Genomic DNA, 24666 nt, shown 5'->3' with positions numbered 1-24666 from the left:
GTAAAAGTAGATTAGCGCATCATCAATGGGATCATAATCCCGGCCAGCAGAACCAAGACAGTTACGGCGATAACAATGTTGATGATGCTTTTGGTCGCTTGATTGGCAACTTCACGGGAAACACCGGGTCTTTGGCCCGCAGAACGTCCACCAGATGATGCACCGCCCGAACTTCCGGTGCTTTCAGGCGTCAGGATTTTGACGACTTGTTTCTTGTCTTTGCGGGTGGCCTGATCGTACTTGCTTTCGATCACGCGAACTTCGGTATTGTTCTTGTTGGTCAGCGCTTCCTTGGCGGAGTTAATCGCCGCTGCGTAGTCGGAAACAGTTTCCAGTTCCATTTGCTGACCGGTAGAGCGTACACAAACGACTGTGTAGCTTTTCTTCATGATCGCGTCAGACATATATACTTCCCAATGCTTGAAGACCTGTCACGCAGCGACATATGGCTCTTTTGCTGGGAAATGAAAACCTATCCTAACGAATAGGTTTTCATTTTTCTCGGTATCGAGATCAATTGGTGATCTTGCCAGAGAGTTCTTTGTATTCAGCACAATCGGTGCCGCAAACCTGTGCGAGGCGAGCCAGGTTTTCCTGCGCCATTTCCGGTTTGCCGGTCTGCAGGAACAATTCACCCTGATATTCAAGGGCGCCCGCATGTTCCGGATTGATCATCAATGCGCGCTCATAGTTCTGGGCAGCACTTTCGAAATCACCCATCTTACGCTGGCTATAGGCAAGGTAATTGTAGAGGTCTGCGTTTTCCGGATCGTCTTTGAGCATGGTTTCTATCTTGTCGATTGCCATGTCATACATGCCGGTATCAACAAGTTCGGTGACGGCAGAAAGGTCGGTGCCTTCTGAGCTCCAGGTGTCGGAGCTGCCCATTGCCAAGGCACTGGTTGCGGCAAGCGGGCTGGCAAGCATCATCAATACTGCGCAGGCCTTGATCATTTTTGGGGTTTCACCATCGCGGTTCATCGTCGTACCTTTCATTGATCGTCACATGCCTACATTACGTGCGTAAGGACGCTCTGGATGTGTGATTTATCACAACTGTTGGTTTTGCCTAGTCACTTGTTGGTGAGAAATATGTCAATGAAAGGGCATGTTCATTGGGAGTAATAGAAACTCTTGCGCTTGGTATGGGCGGTGCCTGGGCCAGTGGTGTCAATCTGTATGGAACTGTCGTCATTCTTGGGATGATGGACAATTTCGGACTTCTGGATTTGCCGCCGGAATTGCAGATATTAAGCAGCTGGTGGGTATTGGCGCTGGCGATCTTTTTGTATTTGATTGAGTTCGTTGCCGATAAAATTCCAATCGTTGATAGCGTATGGGATGCCATCCATACCTTTATTCGCATTCCGGCCGGCGCGTTGCTCGCAGCTGGTGCCATGAGTGGTCTTGATGCCGGGCTGGGCGAGGGTGCGCAAACAGCAATCGGTTTGCTGGTTGGTGGTACAATTGCTGCGGGAAGTCACTTCACAAAGGCGGGAAGTCGGGCGGCGATCAACACATCGCCTGAACCGGTCAGTAACAGCATCGCGTCTGTCGCAGAAGATGCCGCCGTATTCGGGGCGCTTTACACCGTTGTCTTCCACCCGGTGATCTTCTTTGTGCTGTTTGCTGTGTTTGTTCTGTTGCTGATTTGGCTGGTGCCGAAAATTTGGCGGTTCATCGGGCAGGTGTTTGGCAATGCGCGTCATCCGACGGCGGCTTACGGGCAGGCCAAAGCTTATCAAACCAGCGGGCAAGGAATGACAGGCGGGCGGATTAGTCTATCAGGTGCTGACAGCCAATCATCTTTGCCCGGAAGCGATCCGAAGCTGCCACCGCGTTAAAGATGTGATCTCATCATTCGGATAAAGAAAAAGCCCGCAAGCTTATGACTTGCGGGCTTTTTTGGATATGATTTCTGATCAGAAATCGGCTTCGATCACGCGGTCACGAATTTCAGCGGCCATCGCATCGCCAAGTTCGTCAATGCCGAAAGTCTTCTGATGTTTGAAGCCGATGCGGCGAACCGACGCGGTCTTTTCTTCGGCTTCGCGTTTGCCAAGTGCCAGGATCATCGGGACCTTGGCGTGGCTGTGTTCGCGGACCTTGTAGTTGATCTTCTCGTTACGGGTATCGAGCTCAACCGTCAGGCCCTTGGCTTCAAGGGCTGCTTTGACTTCATGTGCGTAATCGTCCGCATCATTGGTGATGGTGCAGACAACTGCATGAACCGGTGACAGCCATAGCGGCAGGCGACCGGCATAGTTTTCGATCAGAATGCCGATGAAGCGTTCAAGCGAACCAAGGATCGCACGGTGCAGCATGACCGGACGGTGTTTTTCACCATCTTCACCCATGTAAGACGCATCAAGGCGTTCCGGCAGAACGAAGTCTGCCTGAAGCGTCCCGCACTGCCAGTCACGACCAATCGCATCACGCAGCACGAATTCAAGCTTCGGTCCATAGAAAGCACCTTCGCCCGGATTGACTTCAAGGGCGAGACCAGCTTCTTCAGCGGCTTCACGAAGGGCTGCTTCGGCTTTGTCCCAAATTTCGTCAGAACCGGCACGAACTTCCGGACGGTCGGAGAATTTCACAAGAATGTCGGTAAAGCCGAAGTCCTTGTAAACCGACTTGAGAAGGTCACAGAAGATCTTGGTTTCCGAAACAATCTGGTCTTCGGTGCAGAAAATGTGCGCGTCATCCTGAATGAACTGACGGACACGCATGATGCCATGCAGCCCGCCTGATGGCTCATTACGGTGACAGCAACCAAATTCCGCCATACGCAGCGGCAGGTCACGATAGGACTTGCTGCCAAGACGGAAGATCTGCACGTGACACGGGCAGTTCATCGGCTTGAGCGCCAGAACCTTTTCGGGATCATCTTCATCCGGGGTCGTGGTGAACATGTTCTCGCGGAACTTTTCCCAGTGACCGGATTTTTCCCAAAGCACGCGATCGACGAGCTGCGGGGTGCGGACTTCCTGATACCCAGCCGCATCAAGACGATCACGGATATAGGTTTCGACCTTGCGATAAAGCTTCAGACCCTTGTCATGCCAGAAGACAGAGCCTTGGGCTTCTTCCTGCATGTGGAAGAGGTCCATTTCGCGGCCAAGGCGACGGTGATCGCGCTTTTCTGCTTCTTCAAGCATGTGCAGATACGCATCAAGGTCTTCCTTGCTTTCCCAGCAGGTGCCGTAAATACGCTGCAGCATCTCGTTATCGGAGTTACCACGCCAATAGGCACCTGCAACCTTCATCAGTTTGAAGGCCTTACCAATCTTGCCGGTCGACGGTGCATGCGGACCGCGGCACAGGTCTATGAAGTCGCCCTGACGGTAGCAGGTAATGGTTTCGGTTTCCGGCAGATCGCGGATGATCTCGGCTTTGTAGTCCTCACCCTTATCAAGGAAGAACTTGATCGCTTCATTGCGGTCCCAGACTTCACGCACGATCGGCTCGTTGCGCTCGATGATCTTGTGCATCTGCTTTTCGATCTTCACCAGATCGTCAGGCGTAAACGGCGTTTTACGCGCAAAGTCGTAATAGAAGCCGTTTTCGATGGACGGACCGATGGTGACCTGCGTGTCAGGATAAAGTTCCTGAACGGCTTCTGCCATGACATGTGCGCAATCGTGACGGATCAGCGGAAGAACTTCTGCATGGCCCTTGGTCACGATCTCGATAGTCGCGTCAGTGTCAATTTCACGCGCGAGATCGCGCACTTCACCGTTGACGATGATGGCAAAGGATTTCTTTGCCAGTGAAGAACTGATGCTTTTGGCGACATCGAACCCCGATACAGGGCCGTCAAATTCGCGTACGGCACCATCGGGAAGGGTCAGGGCAATCATGGTTGGCTCAACTCTGCTTTATCTGCGGGCATAATTCAGTAATGCACATATATGACCCGCATGTTTACGCGGGGTAAATGCACAAGAAAAGGAATTTCAGGATGAGGTCAAGTTCGCTCTTTGAAAAAAGCGACTTTCGGGACAGCACAGAACCCCGCATCGCCGATCTGGCGCGCAGTGGTTTCGTTACAAATCAACTTTTTGTCGGCAAAGCCGTTCATTGATAGTATCCCGATAAGTGATAGGCCAATATAACAGGTGAAACTTCAAGAGCAAGGCACAAGCCGATGACAATAGATCATGTTTGTCATGCACTTGGAAAAGCGATCCTGACCCCATCAGCCGTCACGTAACAAAGGCGCCACCACCGCCAAAATCTAGGGAGCCCCACATGTCCAGTCCGGAAGTTCGCCGGAATATCATGTTCTTGAGTCTTTGCGTGGCATTGTCCGCCAGCGCAATGTCACTGATCTTTACCGTTGCCGCTGTCATTGGCTATTCCTTGGCAGAGGATAAATCTCTTTCGACCCTGCCTGTGGCATTCATGATGATTGCCATGATGGCGATGACTGCACCATCGGCCATGGTGATGGCAAAGTTCGGACGTAAGTTCGGCTTTTGGATGGGCGCCTGCATTGCGATGCTGGGTGCCGTTTCCGGCATGGGATCGGTTTATTACGGGAATTTCTGGCTGTTATGCGTTGCATGTGCCTGTATTGGTGCTGGTAATGCCATTGCCATGCAATACCGCTTTGCCGCGGCCGAGGCAGCCCCACCGGAATTTCGTGCACGTGCGATTTCCTACACCATGTTGGGTGGTCTTGCATCGGCCTTTATCGGGCCGAACCTGGCAAGCTTTGCGCGTGGCTGGTTTGATACCGTGCCGTTTCTTGGCACCTTCGTTGCTCTGATTGGGTTACAGTTCCTGTTGGTGATTGCCATTGGCCAACTGCGTTTGCCAGATATGCGCGGTCACAAGCATGCCGAACTGGCCCGGCCTCTTAAAACGGTGTTGGGTCAGCCTGCGGTGATGGTTGCAATTGTCGCCGGTGCGCTTGGCTATGCGGTGATGAGCTTTGTGATGACCGCAACACCGCTTGCGATCCTTGATTGCGATTATGCGTTCGGCGATGCAGCCTTCATTATCCAGTGGCACGTGGTTGGTATGTATGCGCCTGGCTTCTTTACCGGCAACCTGATCAAACGGTTCGGGGCGCTTAAGATCATTCAGGTCGGTGCGCTTCTGAATTTTGCGTGTTTGGCGGTTGGTTTATCCGGGCAGGATTTGATGGCCAACTTCTGGGTGTCGTTGGTGCTTCTTGGCGTTGCCTGGAACTTCATGTTTGTCGGTGCGACGACGTTCCTGACGGAAAACTATCGTTCCTCTGAACAGGCACGAGTTCAGGCCATCAACGAGTTTGCCGTTTTTGGGACGGTTGCAATTGCATCGCTGTCGGCTGGAACGATCTATGCCGGGTCAGGCTGGTTGACGCTTCTTTATAGTGCGGCACTACCGGTCGGACTGGTTCTGGTCATCGTTGCTGGTTATGCAATCCGCCGTAAGGCGCAGACCGCTTGATACCAAGTTGATCACGAAAAAAACAAAGGGCCGCAGATGCGGCCCTTTTTGCTGTGCGCTACTCGTTTGATCAATGATGACCGCTCAGGATTTCCAGCGCGTGGGATCTGAATTCGCGGTTATATAAAACCAACGTGACCCATGTCGCGCAGATGATGAAGGCAACCGGGTGATAGAACCAGGCAAGGGCCGAAAGCGCGAAGAAATAGGCGCGAATGCCACGGTTGAAGTTATGGGCCGACATCATGCTCATGCGAGATGCGCGTGCAGCAGCCCGCGGGGCATCGGGTTCGTCCGGGTCCGGTGCGGCACCAATCAGGATTGAGCAATAGTTCGACAGGCGAAACGCCCACGTGAATTTAAAGAACGCATAAATAAAGATCACGATCAACAGAACGACCTTGCATTCCCAAACACCCGGCGTAGTGACGGCGGCAAAGGGCAGGGCCGATACAGTTTCAATCGCCTTTTGCGTATAGCCCAGCAACGCGACCAGACCGATCAGAACCAGAATTGTGGTCGATGAAAAGAAGCTGATGCCGGTGATCAGGTTGCCTGCAATCGAAGTGTCGACCATCCGGATGTTGCGTTTAAGCATTTGTTCCATCCAGCGATGGCGATTGCGCGCCATATGGGCGGAAATGGAATTGCGACGGCGCGGGCTTGCGTCTGCAAAGATCGTGTATCCGATCCACCATGCGAATGCCCAACAAATTGCAATAATATCAAGGATGGTAAAGGCAGGCATGGCGGTGTCCATATGTGACAAAGTGGTTCGGCCTTACGGCTCAGATTGTTTTTTATCCTACTGACATTGCGTTATTCTTCGCAATCTTCTTTGACAAGTCCCAAATTGCGGGGATGAGGAACATGCATGGCTGATCATCATATCGCCAGTGCGGGTTGAGTTTTCGCCCAATCCAGAGTATCAGCAGCGCAAATTTTGATTGGAGAGCGACATGAGCGATCTTGAGAACGATCTTGGCGAAGACATCGACTTCGAAGAATTCGAAGCCCATACCGAGAAGCTGCTGGACGAAGGTCGTAGCAAAGACGATCTGTTCGAATTCGTTGGTTTCATGAATATCAACGAAGTCGGCACGCATATGATTGCTGCTGAAATGGTGCTTGATGAAGACGCCATCGACCAGATGAGCGCGAACTTGCGCAAGCTCGAAATCGACCTGTCACCGCTGGGCGAGTTGACCGGTGGCCTTAAAGGCGGCGAAGACGTCAAGCGCGCGCTCGGTGCTTTGTTCCTTGAACTGGTTGAACTTTGCGAACTCGATGAAGATGACGAAGATGCGGGCGAGCTTTCCGAAGAATTGCTTCTGCTGCTGAACTTCATCAAACGCTTCAACCCGCAGATGCGCCGCCTGACGGTTGCTTTGACCGATACCGACGATGACGACGTATCGTGCGAATATGAAGTGACCAACTGGTAAGCCAGTACTTGCCGTTCAGGCAGATTATCATGTAGGCAAAAGGCAGGGACATTTCCCTGCCTTTTTCTGTTTCGGAGCTGCACCGTGACCGCCATGATGCCACTTAAAGCCACAAAACGACTGCAGACCTACTTTGAACGCCACCAACAGGGCCTTGAACCAGTTGAGGCGGCTGTTGCTTTGCGGCAGTGGCTTGCGGATAACGCAGGCATCTTCCATTCAGTTATGGAATGCGATCTGAAAACCTGCCCCAAGATCGTTTATGATTTTTCGGCAAATGGTGATGTGGTGATCGGTGGTGAAAGCGATCCGGCGCGGCAGACCGAAATCATGTGGCAGCAACTGCGCGATGCCAATGCGCCGGTTGGTGTCGGTCGGTATCGTGAAGACCGCATTTGCTATCAGTCCGAGCAATTCAAGAACGATGGCGAAGCCCGCAGCCAGCATTTGGGCATCGATCTGTTTGCACCAGCATACACGCCGGTTTTCGCACCGCTCGATGGTGTGGTGCACAGCTTTGCTGATAACAACCTCCATCTCGATTACGGCCCGACCATCATTTTGCAGCATGAACCGGCACCTGGTGTTTTGTTCTATACGCTTTATGGCCATCTGAGCCGCCCGTCGCTGGATGGGCTTTATAAGGGTAAAGAAATCAAGGCCGGTGAGTTGCTTTGCCAGTTTGGCGATTTCCCGATCAATGGTGACTGGATCCCGCATCTGCATTTTCAGATCATGTTCGATATGCTGGGTCGGGAAGGGGACTTCTTTGGCGCGGCCAAGCCGTCTGAATGGGATGTTTGGGCCAGTATCTGTCCAGACCCGAACCTGATCCTGCAAATGCCGGAAAATGTCGTTGCCAGCCGGGAAGGAAGTTAAATGCAGCCGCGTTTGAAAGCAGGCCTTTGGGTCCGTGGCCAGATTGCCATTTGCCAGTCATCGCTGATCACTGCGATGGTGGCCCATAAGGGCAATGAAGATGCCGGTGCGGTGTTGTTAAAGCTTAACCGGTTTGATGGTGGCTGCTTTGTCTATTCGCGTGTGACGACCCTTGATGGTGATCTGGGCTGGATGCAGGTTGCCGGTGGTCCGGAAGGCGGGCGTGAAACCGAATTTGCCTGTGATGAATATTGTCGCAAGCAAACCGGCTTTGATCGTGATGTCTGGGTGCTGGAGATTGAAGATCACAAGGCGCAATACGAACTCGATGCGCCGATTGTCGATTTCTGAGCAACATGTATGTCCAAAACACAGATAAAGAGAAAGGCTGGCAACATTGTGCCAGCCTTAAATCTTTCAGCGATGCGCAAGTGAATTAGGCGGTGCGCTGCAGCAGGTGGTAACCGAAATCGGTTTCAACCACGTCAGAGGTCGAACCGACTTCCATGCTGAATGCAGCAGCATCGAATTCCGGAACCATCATGCCACGGCCGAAGAAGCCAAGGTCGCCGCCCTGCTGGCCGGATGGGCAATCAGAGTTAGCTTTTGCCAGTTCTGCGAAATCGGAACCGTTTGCGACCTGATCTTTAAGAGCATTGATTTCGTTCAATGCTTCTTCTTTGGTACGGGTAGCGGTCGAACGTGCCGAACCGGCATACATCAGAAGAATGTGCGACGCGCGAACTTGTTCACTCATAACTGGTCCTTTCTTCCGTCAATGCTTGCACCTGACGGATTTTCTGCAAGATTAGAAGTTTATGGTTAACGCCAAGGGTCCAAATCCATGTACAGCCGTATACTCCTGTACATGGGCTTGGGCCCTAGACATTGCCCATGCCTTGTGGCTTGTTACGACAAATTGAACCGAGATGAAAGAGAAGAGGCAGATTGATGCTTGCTGTTGTGTCCCCGGCCAAGAAGCTGGATTTCGAAACGGACGTGCCGGAAATGGCCGTTTCCCAACCCGCATTTCTGGACGATACCGAGGAACTTATTGAAGTCGCGCGCAAAAAAAGTCGCAGCGATTTGATGAAGCTTATGGGAATCAGCGAAAACCTTGCTGATCTGAACTTTCAACGCTTCCAGCATTTTTCTCGACCATTTGATCGCACCAACGCAAAGCCTGCGATCTTTGCTTTCCGCGGTGATACCTATGTCGGCCTTGATGCCGACACCATGAAGTCTGATGACATTGATTGGGCCGAAGATCATTTTCGCATGCTTTCGGGCCTTTATGGTCTTTTGAAACCGCGCGATTTGATGCAGCCTTATCGTCTTGAGATGGGCACGCGTCTGGCAAACCCGCGTGGTAAGGACCTATATGCTTTCTGGGGCGATAAAATCGCGACCGAGATCAATACGCTCACCAACGGCCACAAAGACCGCAGCCTGATCAATTTGGCATCGACCGAATATTTCAAGTCGGTCAAAACCAAATTGCTTGATGGTCCGGTGATTACGCCTGTCTTCAAGGAAGTCAAAGGTGGCACGTCGAAGGTTGTTGGCTTCTCAGCAAAGCGCGCACGTGGCATGATGGCGCGTTACATGATCGATAACCGGATCGAAAACCCGCTGGAACTCAAGAAGTTCAATGTTGACGGGTATTCCTATCAGGACGATCTGTCGAACGACAACGAGTGGGTCTTTACCCGCGTACATGACCAATAACGATAACTTTATCGGTGAAATCTGATGACCGACGAGCATCTTGAACAGCTCGAGGAAGAAAACCATCTGCCCGAAGCGCATCCGTTTTCGGGTTATTTGCGGACTTTCTTCCGTGGGCCGGGCCGTTCACGCAGTCTGACCCGTGAGGAGGCGTATGAAGCCTTCTCCATGATCCTGCGCGATGAGGTCGAACCCATCCAGCTGGGCGCATTTCTTTTGATGCTGCGCTATCGGGCGGAAACCCCCGAAGAATTGGCTGGCATGATTGAAGCGGTGCGCAAGGCAGCGCGCCTTGATCCCGACGAAGGTTCTGATGAAAACGCACATGGACAGCCGATGCTTGATTGGCCGTCCTATGCCGCAGGCCGTACGCGTGGTTTGCCATGGTTTGTTCTTTCAGCCCATCTTCTGTCGCAGAATGGCGTTCCGGTCTTGATGCATGGCTATAACACGCATCTGGTAAACGGTGTGGGGACAGAAGCCGCAATCAAGGCGCTTAAGCTTCCGATTGCCATGTCGGCAGAAGAAGCGCGTTCGGATATCGCAGCAAAGGGCTTTGCCTATTTGCCGCTGCGCCACATGCACCCGAAGCTTCAGGAACTGATTGGTCTGCGATCGTTGCTGGGACTGCGCAGCCCCGTTAATACGCTGCTTCGTTTGTTGAACCCGCTTCAGGCGCGTGCCGCGTTCCTGGGTGTGTTTCATCCGGCGTTTCTGGATGTCCATCGGGAAACAGGCAAGCTTTTGGCGTTACCGCGAATTGGTGTGATCAAGGGCGGTGGCGGCGAGGCGGAGCGTACACCGTTCAAGCATGTAGATCTTCGTATGCTTGATAATGGCGAACTGTGTGACGTGCGTTGGCCTGCGATGCTCTCGAAAAGCGAGAAGGAGCTGGACGATCAAAGCCCGGTGACCCTGAAGCACTTCCTAGCGGTCTGGCGTGGCGATGTTGAAGATCAGCCTGCAGAAGCCCGGATCAAGGGCAGTGCCGCGATGGGAGCGTTCCTTGCCGGTAAAGCAGATTACATGGATGAGGCCGAAAACCTTGCCCAGGAATGGTGGGATAATCGCGATCGTGATGTTGGGTAAGCACCCAACCGTGCGTGACCGCTAATGACCAAAAGAAAAGGGACGGTAATCCGTCCCTTTTTGCTTTTAGAATGATGACCCGGGTTCCTTGAGGAACGCGATTTCCTCAGTGGTGGATTCTCGTCCCAGAATGTCGTTGCGATGCGGGTAACGCCCAAAGCGATCAATGATCTTCTTGTGTTTGATCTCGAACTCATAATTATGTTCGAGCCCCGGCTGGGCGAACAGATCCATCGCGACTTCGTGGATAAGCTCGGACTCTGAATGCATATAGGGCATATACAGAAACGCGCGCTCGAACGGGGTGACGAGTTTCTTGTCCATTCCAAGCGATACGGCTTCTTGTGCCAAAACCAATGCCATCGGGTCAGAGGCAAAGGATTGTGGCCCGTCGCGGTACATATTGCGTGAGAACTGATCAAGAACGATGATCTCGGCCAAGCGGCCATGGGCGTTCTTGCGCCAATGATAAAGCTCGCCAGCAGCGGCTGCGGCATGAAAATCTGCAAAGCGCTCCGCGATATGGCGATCAAGGGCCTCGTCCTTGATGAACCATTGCTTCTGTTCGAGTTCCTTGAACCAAAAGACCAGGACTGTTTCCGGTGTCATTCTTTTTCCGCCCGTGAGGTTTTAAGCACGTCATGCTTGTTTTCGAATTGACGGTGATTTTCGCCGGGTGCTGGAAACAGGTCAAGCTGCCCGGATGAAAAGAATATCGGTCTTGGGATGGGCAAAGAGTTGACACTGATCAGGCCCACATGGAATATGGCGCTGTCTTGGGTGTTGGCCCGTATGGGTCGGCTTAAAAGGGAACGTGGTGCGTTATCCATGACAAAGCCACGGCTGCCCCCGCAACTGTAAGCGGTCCGAGCATTGCAATTGCCACTGGAGAAATCCGGGAAGGCGTGATGCTTTTAAAACCGTGAGCCAGGAGACCTGCCTTGGACTGCCCGATCTTGACGGACGGGTATTCAAACTGTTGGACGCCGGGGTGAGCGTCAGGTTGCGGGGAAATGCGGTATCCTGGTGAAACCGGTAATCTTGCTTCCAGCCATCCTATCGTTCTTTATCCTAACCTGTGCGTTGGGCTGATTGCTCGCGCGCATCGTTTTTGGAAGAGACGATTATATGTTTAAAACTCTAAGCAGACTTGCCGTGGCAAGTACCTGTCTGCTGGCGGCATCATTGCCCGCCCAAGCCCATTTCCAGTTGGCCTATACGCCAGAAGTGAATGTTGCCGAGCCCGGTGAAACGCCGGTTAAGCTCATCTTCTGGCATCCGTTTGAGAATGGGCATGTTATGGACATGGCCGAACCGCTGGAATTTTATGCGGTTAATCGTGGCAAAGTTATTGATTTAAAATCAACACTTTCACCGATTACCTTCACCGGATTTGCGAACGCGGCTGCGGCATATGACGGTACATTGACGCTTAAGCGCAGTGGCGATTATGTGATGGTGGTCGTGCCAGCACCGTATCTTGAGCAAAGCGAAGATATCTATATCCAGCAGATCACGAAATCCTATGTGAATCGCAGCGAAATCCCGACGGACTGGATGTCTCCGCAGGGATTGAAAACAGAAATCCTGCCATTGAACCGACCGACCAACATCGTCGCGGGTTCGACATTTACGGGACAGGTTCTGAGTGAAGGCAAACCGGCTGCTGGTGTCGAGATTGAAATCGAATACATGGCAGCCGAGCCGGATATGGAAACCAACACGCCCAAGCCACCAACAGCATCACCAATGCCCGGTGGCGCAATTGTCGCGATATCTGATGCGAACGGCTATTTCACTTTTGGTGTGCCGAAAGCCGGTTTCTGGGGATTTGCGGCACTAGGCAGCGGCCCTGATAAAGAATTTCAGGGAAAAGAGCTTTCACAGGATGCGGTCCTGTGGGTTCGCGCCTATGATGTGAAATAGGCTTGGGGATAGAGACAGATGCATATTGTTGATGGTGCGCTTGCACCTGAAGTTTTGATTGGTGGTGGCGTTCTTGCGGTGGCCGGGCTTGGTCTTGGCTTGCGGAAGCTTCCGATCGACAAAATCCCGGCGACGGGTGTGCTGTCGGCAACGTTCTTTGTTGCCTCGCTCATTCATGTGCCGGTCGGGCCATCCAGCGTGCATCTGATCATGAGCGGTCTTGCCGGGCTTGTGCTTGGCTGGACCGCATTTCCGGCCTTGTTTGTCGGTCTGCTTTTACAGGCGATCTTCTTTGGGTTTGGTGGCTTGACGGTGTTGGGCGTGAATACGGTCAATATCGCGTTTCCTGCGGTGATTGCAGGCCTTTTGTTCCGCAGTGTCATATCACGAAGTAACCCCAAAGTTGCCGCGATTTGGGGCGGATTTGCAGGCGCATTACCAATTGCCCTGACCACGATATTCGTCGCCATTTCCTTGGGGTTAAGCGGGGATGCGTTCATTCCGGCGGCAAAGCTTGTGTTCTTTGCGCATATTCCGGTGATGGTTGTCGAAGGTTTGATTTCTGCTGCGGCGGTTTATCTGATCATGAAGGTCAAACCTCAGTTGCTGACAAGCAATGACGAAGCGACCGAATTTGTCCCGACCGAAGTTGCCATAAGCACGGCTGGCGAGGCGAATAATGGCTAGGTTGCTATTTGGCCTGATGCTTGCCGGGTTGGTGTTTCATGCCGGGGCCGCGCAAGCCCATAAGGTGATTGCTTCTGTTTTTCCAAGTGGCTCTGATGTTGAAGGGGAAGTGGGTTTCTCCAACGGTGATATGGCCGCGGACACATTGGTTGAAGTGTTTGATCCGCAGGGAAACAAGATCGACGAGGTTAAAACCGATGCGGATGGTTTCTTCGTCTATACCCCGACCGGAAAAGTTGATCTGGTGTTTCGCGCCGATCTTGGAGCAGGCCATGTTGCAGAGACGAGTTTTGCAATCGCGGAACTGATGGAAGTTCCTTCTGGTGTCTCGCAAGAAAACAGCGTTTCAGCATCGATGTCCAATGGTGTGAACACGAATGCTGCTGGCGATGCGGGCCGGGCGATCACGCGTGAGCAGGAAGAACTGATTGCCAGTATCGTACGTGATGAGCTCCGCCCGTTGCGGCGTGAAATCACCGCCTATAAGGAAAAGAACGATCTGCAATCGATTCTGGGCGGCATTGGCTATATATTCGGCTTCTTCGGAATTGCCTATTACCTTGCAGCACGACGTATGAGAGCCAAAGCAACCAAGCCATGAGCCATCTTTTCGGGCATGACCAACCGCTAAGCGTGCAGGGGGCCGGTGCGACACCGCCATCCTTCGTTGGATCATTTGATCCGCGTATTCGCGTGGTGGCGGCTGGTTTGTTCGCTGTAATGGTTGTGGCTCTTCAGCAGATTGAATTTGCCTTGATGGCGTTCGGTATTGCTTTGGCAACGATGCAAATGACCGATTTGCCGTGGCGCATTACGTTAAAGCGAATGGCTGCGATGGATGGCTTTATCATCGTGATGCTGGTGATGTTACCCTTTACAACGCCTGGAACACCGATGTTTGCGGTGCTGGGGGCGGATGCCAGTAAAGAAGGGCTTATGCATGCGGTACTGATTGGTGTTCGTGCCAATGCTGTGGTCTTGATGATGCTAAGCCTGCTATCAGGACTGACACCGGTTGCGCTTGGTCATACGTTGTATCGCCTGAAATGCCCGGCGGCCCTGGTGCATCTGATGATGTTCACTGTGCGCTACATTTCGGTGCTGCATGATGAATATCATCGACTTCGGCTGGCGATGAAGCTCCGCGGGTTTAAGGCACGCAATAACGCCCACACATATCGGTCTTTTGGTTATCTGTTTGGGATGTTGCTGGTACGGTCGCTTGAGCGTGCCGAACGTGTGCTTGAAGCAATGAAACTGCGCGGCTTTAGCGGCCATTTCCCCATGATTGATGATTTGACGTTTCGGCCGCGTGATGGGGCGCTTGCCGCTTTCTTCCTGATTGTTGTTACTGCTCTTGTCCTGATGGATCGTATTTATGTCTTCGCTTATTGAACTGAACGATATTTCATACGGTTATCGTGCCGGACAGAAGGTGCTGGATCGGGTTAGCTTGTCGTTACAGACCGGCGAACGCTTGTTTATCACCGGACCAAACGGGGCAGGCAAAAGCACGCTTCTGAGAATTCTGGTCGGCCTGATAAAGCCCCATGGCGGTCAAATTAGTGCATTTGGCACACCGCGCGTAAGCGAGGCGGATTTTCATGATCTGCGCTGTCGCGTCGGCTTCATCGTTCAGGACCCGGATGATCAACTGTTCTGTCCAACGGTGGTTGAAGACATCGCCTTTGGCCCACTGAACCTTGGTGCCAGTCGCGAAGAAGCTTTGGCAATTGTCGACGAGGTTCTTGGACAGTTGCATCTGACCCATCTGCGCGAACGGATCACGCATGAACTTTCTGGCGGTGAAAAGCGCCTTGTATCGGTTGCAGCCGTTCTTGCAATGAAGCCTGATGTCTTATTGCTGGATGAGCCGACCAATGCACTTGATGAAGAAAACATGCGCCGGCTTGAAGAAATCCTGCTCGCACTCCCACAGGCCATGATCCTGATTTCGCATGACCCGCATTTCCGCCGGAAGTTGGCGACCCGCACGATGGAATTACGCGGTGGCAAGCTTAGTGAGCAGGGTGCAAAGAAATGCTCGGCTTCTGAACGTTCGGATCAGCAGTCATTTGAAACGCTTTGAAATATAAGGCGTAATGAAGCCAATGCCCATTGGCCAGGATGGTGTTAAATATGTCGCCGTTTTCCATTTCATCCTTTCGCCATTTGTTCGCCGCCCAGATCACCTCGTTGATCGGGACAGGTTTAACGACGGTGGCTTTATCACTTCTGGCATTTGATCTTGCCGGTGAGGATGCCGGACGCGTGTTGGGATCCATCCTTGTTCTTAAGATGGTGGCCTATCTTGTGATCGCGCCGGTGGCGGGCGGTATGGCACACCTGTTACCAAGACGGGCTTGGCTCGTCGGCCTTGATATCCTGCGTGCAGCCATCGTCTTGTGCCTGCCATTTGTTGATCAGATTTGGCAGATTTTCGTGCTGGTGTTTGTCGTGAATGCGGCATCTGCTGCATTCACACCGGTTTTTCAGGCGATTATTCCCGAAATCCTTGAGGATGAGAAAACCTACACCAAGGGGCTTTCTTATGCCCGCTTGGCTTATGATCTGGAAAACCTTGTAAGTCCTGCATTGGCAGCGGGATTGTTGTTTGTCTGGTCGTTTGACAGTTTGTTCATGGTCAACAGTCTGACATTTGCGATGTCGGCCATTTTGATCGTGACGACCAGAGTGCCAAAGGCGGCTGACACCGATCGCGAAGGTGGTGTTTATGCCAACACAGTTTTCGGGATTGCGGCGTATCTTAAAACACCGCGCCTGCGCGGGCTTTTGGCCGTATATTTTGCTGTGTCCTGCGTCGGGGCAATGATCATTGTAAATACCGTTGTCTTGACCCGCGGTGCATTGGGGGGAAGTGAGCTTCTCACCACGGCATTTCTGGCCTGTGCAGGTGGTGGCTCGATGTTGGCGGCCTTTGCGATCCCGAAGATCATTGATGCGGTGGGCGAGCGTCGCCTAATGCTGTCGGGGATTGTGGTCGCAGCACTGGCGATGCTTGTTGGTGCCGGGTTGATGATGGCGGGCGTTACCGTTATCGGCGCCTTTGGCGTGCTATGGGCAATTGCTGGTGCAGGAACAACATTTGCGCAGACGCCCGGGGGCCGATTGGTACAACGATCGGCCGGGGCAGGCGACCGATCCGCGTTCTTCGCTGCGAACTTTGCGCTTTCCCATGGCGGTTGGCTGATTGCCTATGGGGTGATTGGTTGGTTGGGCAGTCTTGTGGGGCTGTCTGCAGCGTTTCTGGTGTCTGGTGGGTTGGCGATTGTGGGTGCACTGATCGCAAGGGGGATGTGGCCGCGTGAAGACCCGCTTGAAATCCATCACAGCCATTCGGGTTTCTGGCATGAGCATCCTCATAATCATGATGATCCGCATCATGGGCACGCGCATGCATCAGAAAGCTCTGCGCACCTGCATTCAGATCATGATCACGACCATGGTTCGGATAAGCACCGTCACAGACATTACCACCCGCCAGTGACGCATAAGCATCGCTTTGTCATCGACAGCCATCACACAAGATGGCCGGTTGAGGGCGGTGAGCGGGTTTAGGATTGCTTGGCTGAGTGATTGCGGACCTGGCGGCGGGCGACGATCCACGCCGAAACGCCGAAAATTCCAATGATCACGCCGATGCCACCCATGACATCAGACATTCTGACATCATTGCGATAAGAATTAACTTCCTCGCGCAGCGGCCCAACCTGACGTGCGACAGCATGATTGATCAGTTCGGTCAGTTCATCCCGGCTGAGCGATTTCAGACCGACGGATTTGGTCGCGTAGGTGGTTGCGGCGGGTTCATCTGATGCTGGTTCTGAAACGGTTTGCGCCAGATGCAGCTCTTTTACCGTGATAGGTGCATTCACATCTGCGATTGGCAGGTTCTCGGCAAAGTCGTCCGCATAAAGCTTAAATTTCGCGACATGCCCATCACCGGTATCTGTGAAAACTGTGTAGTCCGCCCGATGACTTACGCTGAAGGCAAAATTTCCCTGATCGTCAGCCTTGGTTGAAACAAGAACCTGCGCGCCTTCGCTGCTGCTATCGCCATGGCGAAGCTCCACCTCGGCCTGTTTTGCGCGTGTGCCACCGGTGAAATACACATATCCGGTAATCTGATCGCCGTTGCTCATGGCAAAGACGTTCAGGTTATGGGCCTGCGCAGGAAGAAGCGGCAGCATAACCAAAGCGATCAAAAGCCAAGCGAACAAGCGGAACTGGGTAAACATTGCAAAAACGATTTCCGAGATATTTGGGTCAGGTATTCGAAAGGCTTTGGGCAGGAGCATGACGCAACCTGCCCAAATTCGATTAGTTCATGGGGTCGGTTTTGACCCACAGAACACCGCCGCGCTCGACAGGGACTGCGTCGCCGCTTTGTGGTGCTGGCATGGTGCCGTCTTCGATCAGGGCAGCGAAGACCCACCAACCGTCTTTCGGCATGGCATAATGGAAAATACCGTTCGCGTCGGCCTTGATAACCTGTGTCGCAAAGGTTGCGTTTGGCAAAGTGATGCTGCCGTCATTGGCATATTCAACTTCAACTTCTGCAAACGGAACCGGTTCGCCGTTATGTCGCACCATGCCGGAAAAGATATTGCCGGTCCAAATGCCGTAAGGGCGGGTCAACGGCTCAATCTCGACCGGGAAGCCAACCATCTGATCCCAGTCTTCGCCAGCGTCATAGGCATCAATGATTGTCTTGGTGTACTGGATAATGAACTTGCCTTCGGCCGGTTCGAAATAGGGGACTGGTTCAACATAGAAGGCATAGCCACCCGGTGCCTTGATCTGAACATCAGCATCGAATGCGGGTTGGTCATCAACCGACTTGGGCGTAAGGCTGCCCAGAAGGTCGGTTTTCTCACCATTAAATTGCATGCCAAACTGCAACGGCTTGGCCATTTCCATAGCAGGGCCGTTCGTCATGGGATGGGTGAAGGTCAGATCAAACGTAACGGTGCGACCGGTTTCCTGATCAACAACGTTGGTTGAAGGGATCATCTTCTGGAAGTGCGCATAAGCGGTGTTTGTTGCAGCGGCAGAAATGATCAAAGAAAGCGACAGTTTGGAAAAAAGTCCGGTAGCGAGGGACATTGAAGGGTCCTTTGTTTGGAAATCTCATACGTCGATGCCCGGTGCGCACGTTGGCATGATGTTGATTTAAAAGATTTCATAACAAATTGCAAAAGGTATGATTCATTATTTTGATTGCGTCCAGGTAGCATAAGTCAGCCCCCTGGTTGCAATCGCATACTGGTGTTCTCGTGGTTTTGAAGTATGGTTTTGTAAAACCAACAATGGGAGGACGGGTATGGAAGTGGTTTACGTATCAAGCGATGGGCTTGATCATTGGATTGATGCGAAATTACGTCCAACTCAGACACTGGATCAGGCAATCGCGCAAAGTTGTCCGGGCCAAATGATCCGAATGATCGCCGGAAGCTATCATTTTGAAGAACCGATCAGGTTCCCGGTCAGCGGTACAGCAGATCATCCGATCATTGTGCGGGGTGAGCCCGGTGCAGTAATTAATGCAGCACAGAAGCCAGATAACTCCGTTTCCGCCAGCAATCCGGGCAGGGGCCGCTACGCCGTGTTTCAGCTCATTGAGGTTGCACATATCCGGATTGAGCTGTTCACCATCGAACAGGCCTGGCCTAGCGCGTTCTACATTGAAAACAGCCATAACCTTGCATTCCGTGACCTTGATATTACCGCTGGAACCTATGCGTTTTACGCCAATGGTCCGGAAACGCGCGGCATTTCCATCTCCGACTGCCGTTGGGTGCAGGAACCGGAAATCTGGCGGAAACTGCGATGGGACGAGATACATGATGGCAAGGACGAAGAAGGTAATGTCATCGAAGTCGAATATCGATACCTGAACGGCGCATTTTTCGGATCCGATGATATTGCCGGTGATGTCGAGATCATCCGGAATGACATTTGCGATTGCTACAACGGCGTTCGGATGGATGTATCCCATCACAATCTGGATGCACCAGTCGGTAGTTTTAATCGTGACGTTCGGATCCTTGATAACCGCTTTCGATATATTCGCGATAACCCGGTCGAGCCCGAAGCAACCGCCATTGGCTGGTGGATTGGGCGTAACAGGTTCTACAACTGCCACAAGCTATTCTCGCAGGACGGCGTGCGCGGCGGGTTTTGGTACTATTTCGGAAATATCTGCTGGTTTGACAGCCGCCCTGGTCCGGAAGGCGATGAATATAATGGCGGTGCTGTCTTCAAGCTGGGTAAGGGCGGATCAATACCGCAACCCGATTATCCATCAGCTTGCTTGCATAACAGTTTCTTCCTGCGCCAGAAATACATCAAGAAGGGCAAGACGCGCGGCTTGATCAATGCCCGCAATGCGATTGAACATGCAGACCCGACAAAACTGCCCGACGACATGATGCCGCTTGATCAATCATTCTTTGGGCCTTCTGATAAGCTTTATCTGTCTGCAGACGGCCCCATGCCCGTCACGTTCTCAGGCGATCTTGCCAATCACGTGACCTATCCGGACGTGTTCAAGCCCTATGATGGGGTTCTAAGCAATCCGCGTCCGTCTGATATACCGTTGTTTGAGGATGGTTTGGGCGGATGTTTTGATCTGCGCCCAGAACATCGAGAAGGTTATACAGATGCGCAGACTATCCCAATGCCAGATGGCACGATTTGGCAAAGTGATGCCAAATCTTGGCCAGGGGCAGTCACCAATGGAAGAGTGATTGCGGGACCAGATTATGTTCCGGTCGATCTTGAATATGTGCGGTCCTTGCCGGTGCTTAATGATTAATGCGACGTCCTCGTAATGTCATGCACAGGGTGTTTTAAGCTTACGTATGCGTAAATTTGTTGACTGTAATGTCGGAAAGTTGCGATGGTGCAGGACCGCATTCATTAATTAAGAAAAAACATGAACGATAAGCTTTATAGCATTACCGAGCTGGCCGAAGAGTTCGACATTACCCCGCGTGCCATTCGATTTTACGAAACCAAGAACCTGTTGGCGCCGCAGCGTGCCGGGGCAACACGTGTTTACAATTACCGTGACCGTGCGCGCTTGATGCTTGTTCTGCGTGGTAAGCGTCTTGGCTTCTCGCTTGAGGACATCAAGGAATATATCGATCTCTATGATGCGGATCGTAGCCGTTCTGAACAACTGGCCCATCTGATGTTGGTTGGGCGTCGCCGTATCGAAGAACTTGAACAGCAGCTTGAAGACGTTCAGACAACCCTTCAGGAGCTGCGCAAGATTGAAGGCGAAGCAGTCGATAGTCTGCGTGAAAAGGGCATTGATCCGGAAAAGGCATTAGCCGACATCAAGGCAAAGCTCGTCGCCGAAGGTGCGTGATCTGAGCTAAAGCGTCCGAAATGACAAAGCCCGGCATTACGCCGGGCTTTTGTTTTAGTGCTGTGGCTCCATCGGATCACGCTGCAGGGGCAAGGTGACCTCAAAGACATCTTCATCGGGGATAAATTTGCGGCTAAAGCCCAGATTTTCGCACAGTGTCAGCATACGCCGGTTGCTTGGCAGGACCTGACCGATAAAGGTTTCCGTTCCTTTGCGGCGGCAATATTCGATCATCTGTTCCATCAAAATACGACCCAATCCGCGTCCCTTGATGTCGGATCGGACCATGATGGCGTACTCTGCATGTTCATTGTTCGGATCAATCACGACCTGAACGATGCCGTGAATTTGTCCTTCTTCCGGACCGCTTGGGACGGTGGCAAGGAACGCCATATCGCGATCGTAATCAAGCTGCGTCTGGCGCGCCATTTCTGAATGCGGCAGTTCGCGTACGGACCCAAAGAAGCGGAAGTGGATGTCTTCAGGCGTCAGCTTGGACATGAATTCATAATGGGCCGGTTCGTCTTCGGGCTTGATCGGGCGCATCAGGTATTTTGTGCCATCATCCATCACCAGTTCCTGTTTCAGGTGACGGGGATAGGGATGAATGGCCAGACGTTTGTCATCACTGACAACCTTTGGCGTGACCTTGATACGGGCATCCAGTGCGATCACACCTTCACGGTCAGCCAGGAGCGGGTTCATATCAAGTTCGACCACTTCGCCAAGATGCACGACAAGCTGCGATAAGCGCACCAGCGTCATGAACAGGTCTTCAAGATTGACCGCAGGCACATCGCGGTAGCCCTTAAGCAGCTTATAGATACGCGTGCCTTCGACAAGCTCACGCGCAAGCTTCATGTTAAGTGGGGGCAGGGCCATGGCACGGTCGCGAACCACTTCGACCTCAACGCCGCCATGCCCAAACAGGATCACCGGGCCAAAGATCGGATCAGTCGTCATGCCGACAATCAATTCACGCGCACCGGATCGCTTGATCATTTCCTGGATGGAAAAGCCGCGAAGGCGCGCATCGGGGAATTTCTTGCTGATCGTGCGGTGCATCTTCTGGGCCGCAGCACGGACTTCCTCAGCACTTTCAAGGTTAAGGACAACGCCGCCGACGTCGGACTTATGGCTGATGTCATCGGACAGGATCTTAAGCGCAACCGGATAGCCGATATCTTCGGCCGTGGTGACCGCTTCTTCGATGTCGGCGCCCGCAAGCGTCTTGACCGTGTTAATGCCATAGCATTCCAAAACGGCCTTGGCTTCCGGTTCGGTCAACATCGTGCGACCGGCATGGATTGCACTGTGGATGATGGTGCGCGCCTGATCCGTTTTCGGCGTAAAATCACGCGGAATGGAGGGCGGCGTTTCCATCAGAAGGTCTTGAAGCTTGCGGTAATTGACCATGTGCTGGAACGCGGCCACAGCGTTTTCCGGCGTGCGATAGGTCGGTATTCCTGCGGCATAGAACATGTTGCGCGCTTCGGCCACGGTGGCTTCGCCAACCCAGTTGGTCAGGATGTTTTTGCGGCTGTCCTTGATCTTATCAATCACGCCTTTGGCGACTTCGACCGGGTCGGTGATTGCGGTCGGTGCATGCATGACAAGCAGGCTGTCTATATTATCATCGGCCAAAACGGCCTCAATCGCCTTTGCATAACGCTCGCCCGGTGCATCACCAATGATGTCGACCGGGTTTGCATGCGACCATGTTGGCGGTAAAACCTGATCAAGGGCCGCGATGGTCGTGTCGTTAAGGTGGGCGAGGCGACCTTCACGCTCGATCAAGGCATCAACGGCCAAAACGCCAATCCCGCCACCATTGGTGACAATGCCAAGCTTGTCGCCACGGAACGGGCGCATGCGTGAAAGAGTTTCGGCGGCAGAGAACATCTCGCTCACCGTATAGACGCGTAAAACACCGGCACGCTTGATCGCAGCGTCAAACACATCATCCGCACCGGCAAGGGCACCGGTGTGGGATGCCGCCGCTGCCGCACCCTCAGCAAAGCGGCCAGATTTGATGCACAAGATCGGCTTGTTACGTGATGCGGCGCGCGCTGCCGAGATAAAGCTTCGGCGTTCGTGAATTGATTCGATATAGAGCATGATCGCGCGCGTATCTGGATCAGAACCCAGATAATCAATCACATCGCCAAAATCGACATCATCACATTCCCCAAGTGATATGAAGTGCGAAAACCCGATACCACGTGCTGCCGCCCAATCAAGAACAGCCGTACAAAGTGCGCCAGACTGCGACACGAAGGCGATTTTGCCAGTCCCGATGCTTTGGTGGCTAAAACTTGCATTCAGCCCAATACCCGGCACCATTAAACCAAGGCAGTTTGGACCCAAAAGCCGCATCTTGTGTTTGGCGGCGATCTCAAGCATCGCCTGTTTGACGGTGCGCTTTTCATCATATTGTTCTGATTGCAAGCCAGCGGTCAGGACAATGGCTGCAAGGCAGCCTTTGCTGGCAAGGCATTCCATTACAGGAATGACGCCTTTGGGCGGAACACAGATGACGGCGAGCTCAGGGACAACCGGCAGGCTTTCAACATCGGGGTAGGCCAAAACGCCGCCAATGGACTGACTGCGCGGGTTAACCGGCATGATCGGGCCATTAAACCCGCCAGCCAGCAAGTTCTTCATCAAGACATTTCCGACCGAATGGGGGCGATTGGATGCACCAATAACGGCAACCGATTTCGGTTTGAAAAGATGATCGAGATTGATTGTACTCATCGCCGAGTTCCCGCCTTGTCCTGAGGGCTTGCGTCGCGGTTCTTCGCGACTGATCGTCATGTGCCAGGGAATGGATAAGCCTTGGCTGTGCGATGTTTTACGTCAGGGACAAGTATATTGAATTGCTGTGCATCAATAAAGCACTGAGGCAACGAAGTTTTTGTGGCAGTGGCGGCAAGGGAGTGTTGCGTTGTCAGCTGGCAGCAACAGGGGATCAGTGCAACTGACCGTGATGACTGTCATCGTCATAACGTTCGGACTGCTCGATCCATTCTTCGACTTCATTTGCCGAACTCATGGCAAGGGCGATTTCGAGGTCACCTTGAACGTGGGCGAGGCTGTCGAACATCGGGCACCAGCCAAATGCCTGTATGCGCGGATCAGTGTTCGACGAGATCGTGAACAGCTCACCATCAATGGCATGCGCCATACCGTGAATGACGTTATTTTCGCCGACAATCAACCATCCTTGCGTCGGGCCGGAAAGGGTGCCGAGTTTGACTTCGCGAAGTTCAATTTTGACGGTTTTCATGGGCGATTTATCCATCATGTGACGTGCAAAAGCAAAAGGGACCGAACATTACGTTCGGCCCCTTTTAAATTGGCTCCGGCAGCAGGACTCGAACCTGCGACCCAATGATTAACAGTCATTTGCTCTACCAACTGAGCTATGCCGGATCAGGCGTTGCGCTCCGTCCGAAGCGCGTGGCAGGTGTATAATCAAACGATCCAAACCCCGCAAGACCTTTTTTGATAAAAAGCGACCAAATTCACGTCTTTTTTCAAGGAAGGATCATCTTGGCGACTTTGGGTTAATCGGTGTGATGGGATATGCCAAATCTTGGTTGAAAAGTGATGTAAAACATCAGCTTCGATCCAGACTGTTATCTCGTGCCGATATGAAATGTCAGATCACAAACTGCATTGTTTTGAACGCACTTGTGATCGAAATGGGGTGGCTCTGGATGCGTGAGGTGTCTGGACAGGTCACTGTGACGCGGAGCAGGGCCCAAAAGCAAAAACCCCCGGAACAGAGTTCCAGGGGTTTATGGCTCCGGCAGCAGGACTCGAACCTGCGACCCAATGATTAACAGTCATTTGCTCTACCAACTGAGCTATGCCGGACCAGTGGAGGCGCGAGCCGGAATCGAACCGGCGTGCAAGGATTTGCAGTCCTCTGCGTAACCACTCCGCCATCGCGCCTTCGCGTTGGCTGGAGCGGTGTATAGCCTCATAGAATGCGACCCGTCAAGCACCCAATTTTACATTTTTTGAACAAGATGTTGAATATCCCCCTGAAAGTAGACAAACCGCCCGGGA

Annotated in this window: 25 protein-coding genes, 3 tRNA genes and 1 riboswitch; of the genes, 15 read left to right on the top strand and 13 right to left on the bottom strand. The window is 52.7% G+C overall.

Annotation, left to right across the window (positions count from 1 at the left end; genetic code table 11):
* Positions 1-11 precede the first annotated feature (11 nt).
* Positions 12-404 (bottom strand): hypothetical protein, encoded by a 393-nt coding sequence (locus tag ACMZ66_RS17725; RefSeq protein WP_416939183.1) that lies wholly within the window; start codon positions 402-404, stop codon positions 12-14.
* Between the two features lie 109 nt (positions 405-513).
* The gene (locus tag ACMZ66_RS17720; RefSeq protein ID WP_416939181.1) at positions 514-996 is read right to left on the bottom strand and encodes a tetratricopeptide repeat protein; all 483 of its coding nucleotides are present in this window, start codon (positions 994-996) and stop codon (positions 514-516) included.
* Between the two features lie 119 nt (positions 997-1115).
* Between ACMZ66_RS17720 and ACMZ66_RS17715 the strand changes: the two genes are divergently transcribed.
* Positions 1116-1844 (top strand): DUF4126 domain-containing protein, encoded by a 729-nt coding sequence (locus tag ACMZ66_RS17715; RefSeq protein WP_416939179.1) that lies wholly within the window; start codon positions 1116-1118, stop codon positions 1842-1844.
* A gap of 78 nt (positions 1845-1922) precedes the next feature.
* Here ACMZ66_RS17715 and thrS read toward each other — a convergent pair whose 3' ends face one another.
* Entirely contained in the window at positions 1923-3860 is a 1938-nt protein-coding gene (gene thrS / locus ACMZ66_RS17710; protein WP_416939177.1) for a threonine--tRNA ligase, read from the bottom strand.
* Between the two features lie 391 nt (positions 3861-4251).
* Here thrS and ACMZ66_RS17705 point away from each other — a divergent pair, with 391 nt between their 5' ends.
* The gene (locus ACMZ66_RS17705; protein ID WP_416939175.1) at positions 4252-5439 is read left to right on the top strand and encodes an MFS transporter; all 1188 of its coding nucleotides are present in this window, start codon (positions 4252-4254) and stop codon (positions 5437-5439) included.
* Between the two features lie 70 nt (positions 5440-5509).
* On the opposite strand, the gene ACMZ66_RS17700 is transcribed toward ACMZ66_RS17705, so the two are convergent.
* The gene (locus ACMZ66_RS17700) at positions 5510-6187 is read right to left on the bottom strand and encodes a DUF599 domain-containing protein (RefSeq protein WP_416939173.1); all 678 of its coding nucleotides are present in this window, start codon (positions 6185-6187) and stop codon (positions 5510-5512) included.
* 211 nt (positions 6188-6398) lie between these two features.
* Between ACMZ66_RS17700 and ACMZ66_RS17695 the strand changes: the two genes are divergently transcribed.
* The 3 genes from ACMZ66_RS17695 to ACMZ66_RS17685 all read left to right on the top strand — a co-directional run bounded on the left by ACMZ66_RS17695 (position 6399) and on the right by ACMZ66_RS17685 (position 8114).
* A complete protein-coding gene (locus ACMZ66_RS17695) occupies positions 6399-6884 on the top strand; it encodes a hypothetical protein (RefSeq protein WP_416939171.1) in 486 nt (161 codons plus the stop codon).
* 93 nt (positions 6885-6977) lie between these two features.
* Positions 6978-7763 (top strand): peptidoglycan DD-metalloendopeptidase family protein, encoded by a 786-nt coding sequence (locus ACMZ66_RS17690; RefSeq protein ID WP_416939195.1) that lies wholly within the window; start codon positions 6978-6980, stop codon positions 7761-7763.
* Positions 7764-8114, top strand: coding sequence for a DUF1491 family protein (locus ACMZ66_RS17685; RefSeq protein ID WP_416939169.1), 351 nt, complete (start codon positions 7764-7766; stop codon positions 8112-8114).
* Positions 8115-8199: 85 nt separating this feature from the next.
* Here the strand turns inward: ACMZ66_RS17685 and ACMZ66_RS17680 are convergent, their stop codons facing one another.
* A complete protein-coding gene (locus ACMZ66_RS17680; protein WP_416939167.1) occupies positions 8200-8520 on the bottom strand; it encodes a peptidylprolyl isomerase in 321 nt (106 codons plus the stop codon).
* 194 nt (positions 8521-8714) lie between these two features.
* On the opposite strand from ACMZ66_RS17680, the gene yaaA reads away from it, so the two are divergent.
* On the top strand, positions 8715-9491 hold the full coding sequence (gene yaaA / locus ACMZ66_RS17675; protein ID WP_416939165.1) for a peroxide stress protein YaaA: 777 nt from the start codon (positions 8715-8717) through the stop codon (positions 9489-9491).
* Between the two features lie 24 nt (positions 9492-9515).
* Positions 9516-10580: a glycosyl transferase family protein gene (locus ACMZ66_RS17670; protein WP_416939163.1), complete on the top strand. Its 1065-nt coding sequence runs from the start codon at positions 9516-9518 to the stop codon at positions 10578-10580.
* Positions 10581-10646: 66 nt separating this feature from the next.
* Here ACMZ66_RS17670 and ACMZ66_RS17665 read toward each other — a convergent pair whose 3' ends face one another.
* Positions 10647-11189 (bottom strand): DUF924 family protein, encoded by a 543-nt coding sequence (locus tag ACMZ66_RS17665; protein ID WP_416939162.1) that lies wholly within the window; start codon positions 11187-11189, stop codon positions 10647-10649.
* A gap of 152 nt (positions 11190-11341) precedes the next feature.
* Positions 11342-11539, top strand: a riboswitch (cobalamin riboswitch).
* Between the two features lie 169 nt (positions 11540-11708).
* Between ACMZ66_RS17665 and ACMZ66_RS17660 the strand changes: the two genes are divergently transcribed.
* The 6 genes from ACMZ66_RS17660 to ACMZ66_RS17635 are packed head-to-tail and all read left to right on the top strand — an operon-like array spanning position 11709 to position 16772.
* On the top strand, positions 11709-12506 hold the full coding sequence (locus tag ACMZ66_RS17660; RefSeq protein ID WP_416939160.1) for a DUF4198 domain-containing protein: 798 nt from the start codon (positions 11709-11711) through the stop codon (positions 12504-12506).
* 18 nt (positions 12507-12524) lie between these two features.
* Positions 12525-13193, top strand: a complete 669-nt coding sequence (gene cbiM / locus ACMZ66_RS17655) for a cobalt transporter CbiM (protein WP_416939158.1) — start codon at positions 12525-12527, stop codon at positions 13191-13193.
* Entirely contained in the window at positions 13186-13794 is a 609-nt protein-coding gene (locus ACMZ66_RS17650; RefSeq protein WP_416939156.1) for a cobalt ABC transporter permease, read from the top strand. Before cbiM ends, ACMZ66_RS17650 begins: the two co-directional genes overlap by 8 nt.
* The gene (gene cbiQ, locus ACMZ66_RS17645; protein ID WP_416939154.1) at positions 13791-14588 is read left to right on the top strand and encodes a cobalt ECF transporter T component CbiQ; all 798 of its coding nucleotides are present in this window, start codon (positions 13791-13793) and stop codon (positions 14586-14588) included. The genes ACMZ66_RS17650 and cbiQ overlap by 4 nt, the downstream gene beginning before the upstream one ends.
* Positions 14572-15282: an energy-coupling factor ABC transporter ATP-binding protein gene (locus ACMZ66_RS17640; RefSeq protein ID WP_416939152.1), complete on the top strand. Its 711-nt coding sequence runs from the start codon at positions 14572-14574 to the stop codon at positions 15280-15282. Before cbiQ ends, ACMZ66_RS17640 begins: the two co-directional genes overlap by 17 nt.
* A gap of 50 nt (positions 15283-15332) precedes the next feature.
* Complete coding sequence (locus tag ACMZ66_RS17635; RefSeq protein WP_416939150.1) at positions 15333-16772, top strand: MFS transporter; 1440 nt, start codon at positions 15333-15335, stop codon at positions 16770-16772.
* Here ACMZ66_RS17635 and ACMZ66_RS17630 read toward each other — a convergent pair.
* Both ACMZ66_RS17630 and ACMZ66_RS17625 read right to left on the bottom strand, forming a co-directional pair.
* Complete coding sequence (locus ACMZ66_RS17630) at positions 16769-17452, bottom strand: hypothetical protein (protein WP_416939148.1); 684 nt, start codon at positions 17450-17452, stop codon at positions 16769-16771. The genes ACMZ66_RS17635 and ACMZ66_RS17630 overlap by 4 nt on opposite strands.
* Before the next feature lie 82 nt (positions 17453-17534).
* Positions 17535-18320, bottom strand: a complete 786-nt coding sequence (locus tag ACMZ66_RS17625; RefSeq protein ID WP_416939146.1) for a DUF4198 domain-containing protein — start codon at positions 18318-18320, stop codon at positions 17535-17537.
* Between the two features lie 217 nt (positions 18321-18537).
* On the opposite strand from ACMZ66_RS17625, the gene ACMZ66_RS17620 reads away from it, so the two are divergent.
* Together ACMZ66_RS17620 and ACMZ66_RS17615 are read left to right on the top strand one after the other, a co-directional pair.
* Positions 18538-20031, top strand: coding sequence for a hypothetical protein (locus tag ACMZ66_RS17620; protein WP_416939144.1), 1494 nt, complete (start codon positions 18538-18540; stop codon positions 20029-20031).
* A gap of 120 nt (positions 20032-20151) precedes the next feature.
* Positions 20152-20589 carry a MerR family transcriptional regulator gene (locus tag ACMZ66_RS17615; RefSeq protein WP_416939142.1) on the top strand — a complete coding sequence of 146 codons (438 nt, stop codon included), beginning with the start codon at positions 20152-20154 and terminating at the stop codon, positions 20587-20589.
* 54 nt (positions 20590-20643) lie between these two features.
* On the opposite strand, the gene ACMZ66_RS17610 is transcribed toward ACMZ66_RS17615, so the two are convergent.
* The 5 genes from ACMZ66_RS17610 to ACMZ66_RS17590 all read right to left on the bottom strand — a co-directional run bounded on the left by ACMZ66_RS17610 (position 20644) and on the right by ACMZ66_RS17590 (position 24549).
* Positions 20644-23346, bottom strand: a complete 2703-nt coding sequence (locus tag ACMZ66_RS17610; RefSeq protein WP_416939140.1) for a GNAT family N-acetyltransferase — start codon at positions 23344-23346, stop codon at positions 20644-20646.
* A 214-nt stretch (positions 23347-23560) separates the two neighbouring features.
* The gene (locus tag ACMZ66_RS17605) at positions 23561-23878 is read right to left on the bottom strand and encodes a hypothetical protein (protein ID WP_416939138.1); all 318 of its coding nucleotides are present in this window, start codon (positions 23876-23878) and stop codon (positions 23561-23563) included.
* 70 nt (positions 23879-23948) lie between these two features.
* Positions 23949-24024: transfer RNA gene (locus tag ACMZ66_RS17600), tRNA-Asn, on the bottom strand.
* A gap of 371 nt (positions 24025-24395) precedes the next feature.
* A tRNA-Asn gene (locus tag ACMZ66_RS17595) sits at positions 24396-24471 on the bottom strand.
* A gap of 4 nt (positions 24472-24475) precedes the next feature.
* Positions 24476-24549, bottom strand: a tRNA-Cys gene (locus ACMZ66_RS17590).
* Positions 24550-24666: the final 117 nt, after the last annotated feature.

The organism is Thalassospira sp. (assembly GCF_048059015.1).
Lineage (GTDB): Bacteria > Pseudomonadota > Alphaproteobacteria > Rhodospirillales > Thalassospiraceae > Thalassospira.
Note: the sequence above shows the minus strand (reverse complement) of the source record. Positions and strands in the feature narration are given on the sequence as shown.

Bases quoted from the DNA above. Each gene is read 5' to 3' on its own strand.
- ACMZ66_RS17725 (WP_416939183.1), bottom strand. From the start codon at position 404: ATGTCTGACGCGATCATGAAGAAAAGCTACACAGTCGTTTGTGTACGC.
- ACMZ66_RS17720 (WP_416939181.1), bottom strand. From the start codon at position 996: ATGAAAGGTACGACGATGAACCGCGATGGTGAAACCCCAAAAATGATC.
- thrS (WP_416939177.1), bottom strand. From the start codon at position 3,860: ATGATTGCCCTGACCCTTCCCGATGGTGCCGTACGCGAATTTGACGGC.
- ACMZ66_RS17705 (WP_416939175.1), top strand. From the start codon at position 4,252: ATGTCCAGTCCGGAAGTTCGCCGGAATATCATGTTCTTGAGTCTTTGC.
- ACMZ66_RS17700 (WP_416939173.1), bottom strand. From the start codon at position 6,187: ATGCCTGCCTTTACCATCCTTGATATTATTGCAATTTGTTGGGCATTC.
- ACMZ66_RS17695 (WP_416939171.1), top strand. From the start codon at position 6,399: ATGAGCGATCTTGAGAACGATCTTGGCGAAGACATCGACTTCGAAGAA.
- ACMZ66_RS17690 (WP_416939195.1), top strand. From the start codon at position 6,978: ATGATGCCACTTAAAGCCACAAAACGACTGCAGACCTACTTTGAACGC.
- ACMZ66_RS17685 (WP_416939169.1), top strand. From the start codon at position 7,764: ATGCAGCCGCGTTTGAAAGCAGGCCTTTGGGTCCGTGGCCAGATTGCC.
- ACMZ66_RS17680 (WP_416939167.1), bottom strand. From the start codon at position 8,520: ATGAGTGAACAAGTTCGCGCGTCGCACATTCTTCTGATGTATGCCGGT.
- yaaA (WP_416939165.1), top strand. From the start codon at position 8,715: ATGCTTGCTGTTGTGTCCCCGGCCAAGAAGCTGGATTTCGAAACGGAC.
- ACMZ66_RS17670 (WP_416939163.1), top strand. From the start codon at position 9,516: ATGACCGACGAGCATCTTGAACAGCTCGAGGAAGAAAACCATCTGCCC.
- ACMZ66_RS17665 (WP_416939162.1), bottom strand. From the start codon at position 11,189: ATGACACCGGAAACAGTCCTGGTCTTTTGGTTCAAGGAACTCGAACAG.
- ACMZ66_RS17660 (WP_416939160.1), top strand. From the start codon at position 11,709: ATGTTTAAAACTCTAAGCAGACTTGCCGTGGCAAGTACCTGTCTGCTG.
- cbiM (WP_416939158.1), top strand. From the start codon at position 12,525: ATGCATATTGTTGATGGTGCGCTTGCACCTGAAGTTTTGATTGGTGGT.
- ACMZ66_RS17650 (WP_416939156.1), top strand. From the start codon at position 13,186: ATGGCTAGGTTGCTATTTGGCCTGATGCTTGCCGGGTTGGTGTTTCAT.
- cbiQ (WP_416939154.1), top strand. From the start codon at position 13,791: ATGAGCCATCTTTTCGGGCATGACCAACCGCTAAGCGTGCAGGGGGCC.
- ACMZ66_RS17640 (WP_416939152.1), top strand. From the start codon at position 14,572: ATGTCTTCGCTTATTGAACTGAACGATATTTCATACGGTTATCGTGCC.
- ACMZ66_RS17635 (WP_416939150.1), top strand. From the start codon at position 15,333: ATGTCGCCGTTTTCCATTTCATCCTTTCGCCATTTGTTCGCCGCCCAG.
- ACMZ66_RS17630 (WP_416939148.1), bottom strand. From the start codon at position 17,452: ATGTTTACCCAGTTCCGCTTGTTCGCTTGGCTTTTGATCGCTTTGGTT.
- ACMZ66_RS17625 (WP_416939146.1), bottom strand. From the start codon at position 18,320: ATGTCCCTCGCTACCGGACTTTTTTCCAAACTGTCGCTTTCTTTGATC.
- ACMZ66_RS17620 (WP_416939144.1), top strand. From the start codon at position 18,538: ATGGAAGTGGTTTACGTATCAAGCGATGGGCTTGATCATTGGATTGAT.
- ACMZ66_RS17615 (WP_416939142.1), top strand. From the start codon at position 20,152: ATGAACGATAAGCTTTATAGCATTACCGAGCTGGCCGAAGAGTTCGAC.
- ACMZ66_RS17610 (WP_416939140.1), bottom strand. From the start codon at position 23,346: ATGAGTACAATCAATCTCGATCATCTTTTCAAACCGAAATCGGTTGCC.
- ACMZ66_RS17605 (WP_416939138.1), bottom strand. From the start codon at position 23,878: ATGAAAACCGTCAAAATTGAACTTCGCGAAGTCAAACTCGGCACCCTT.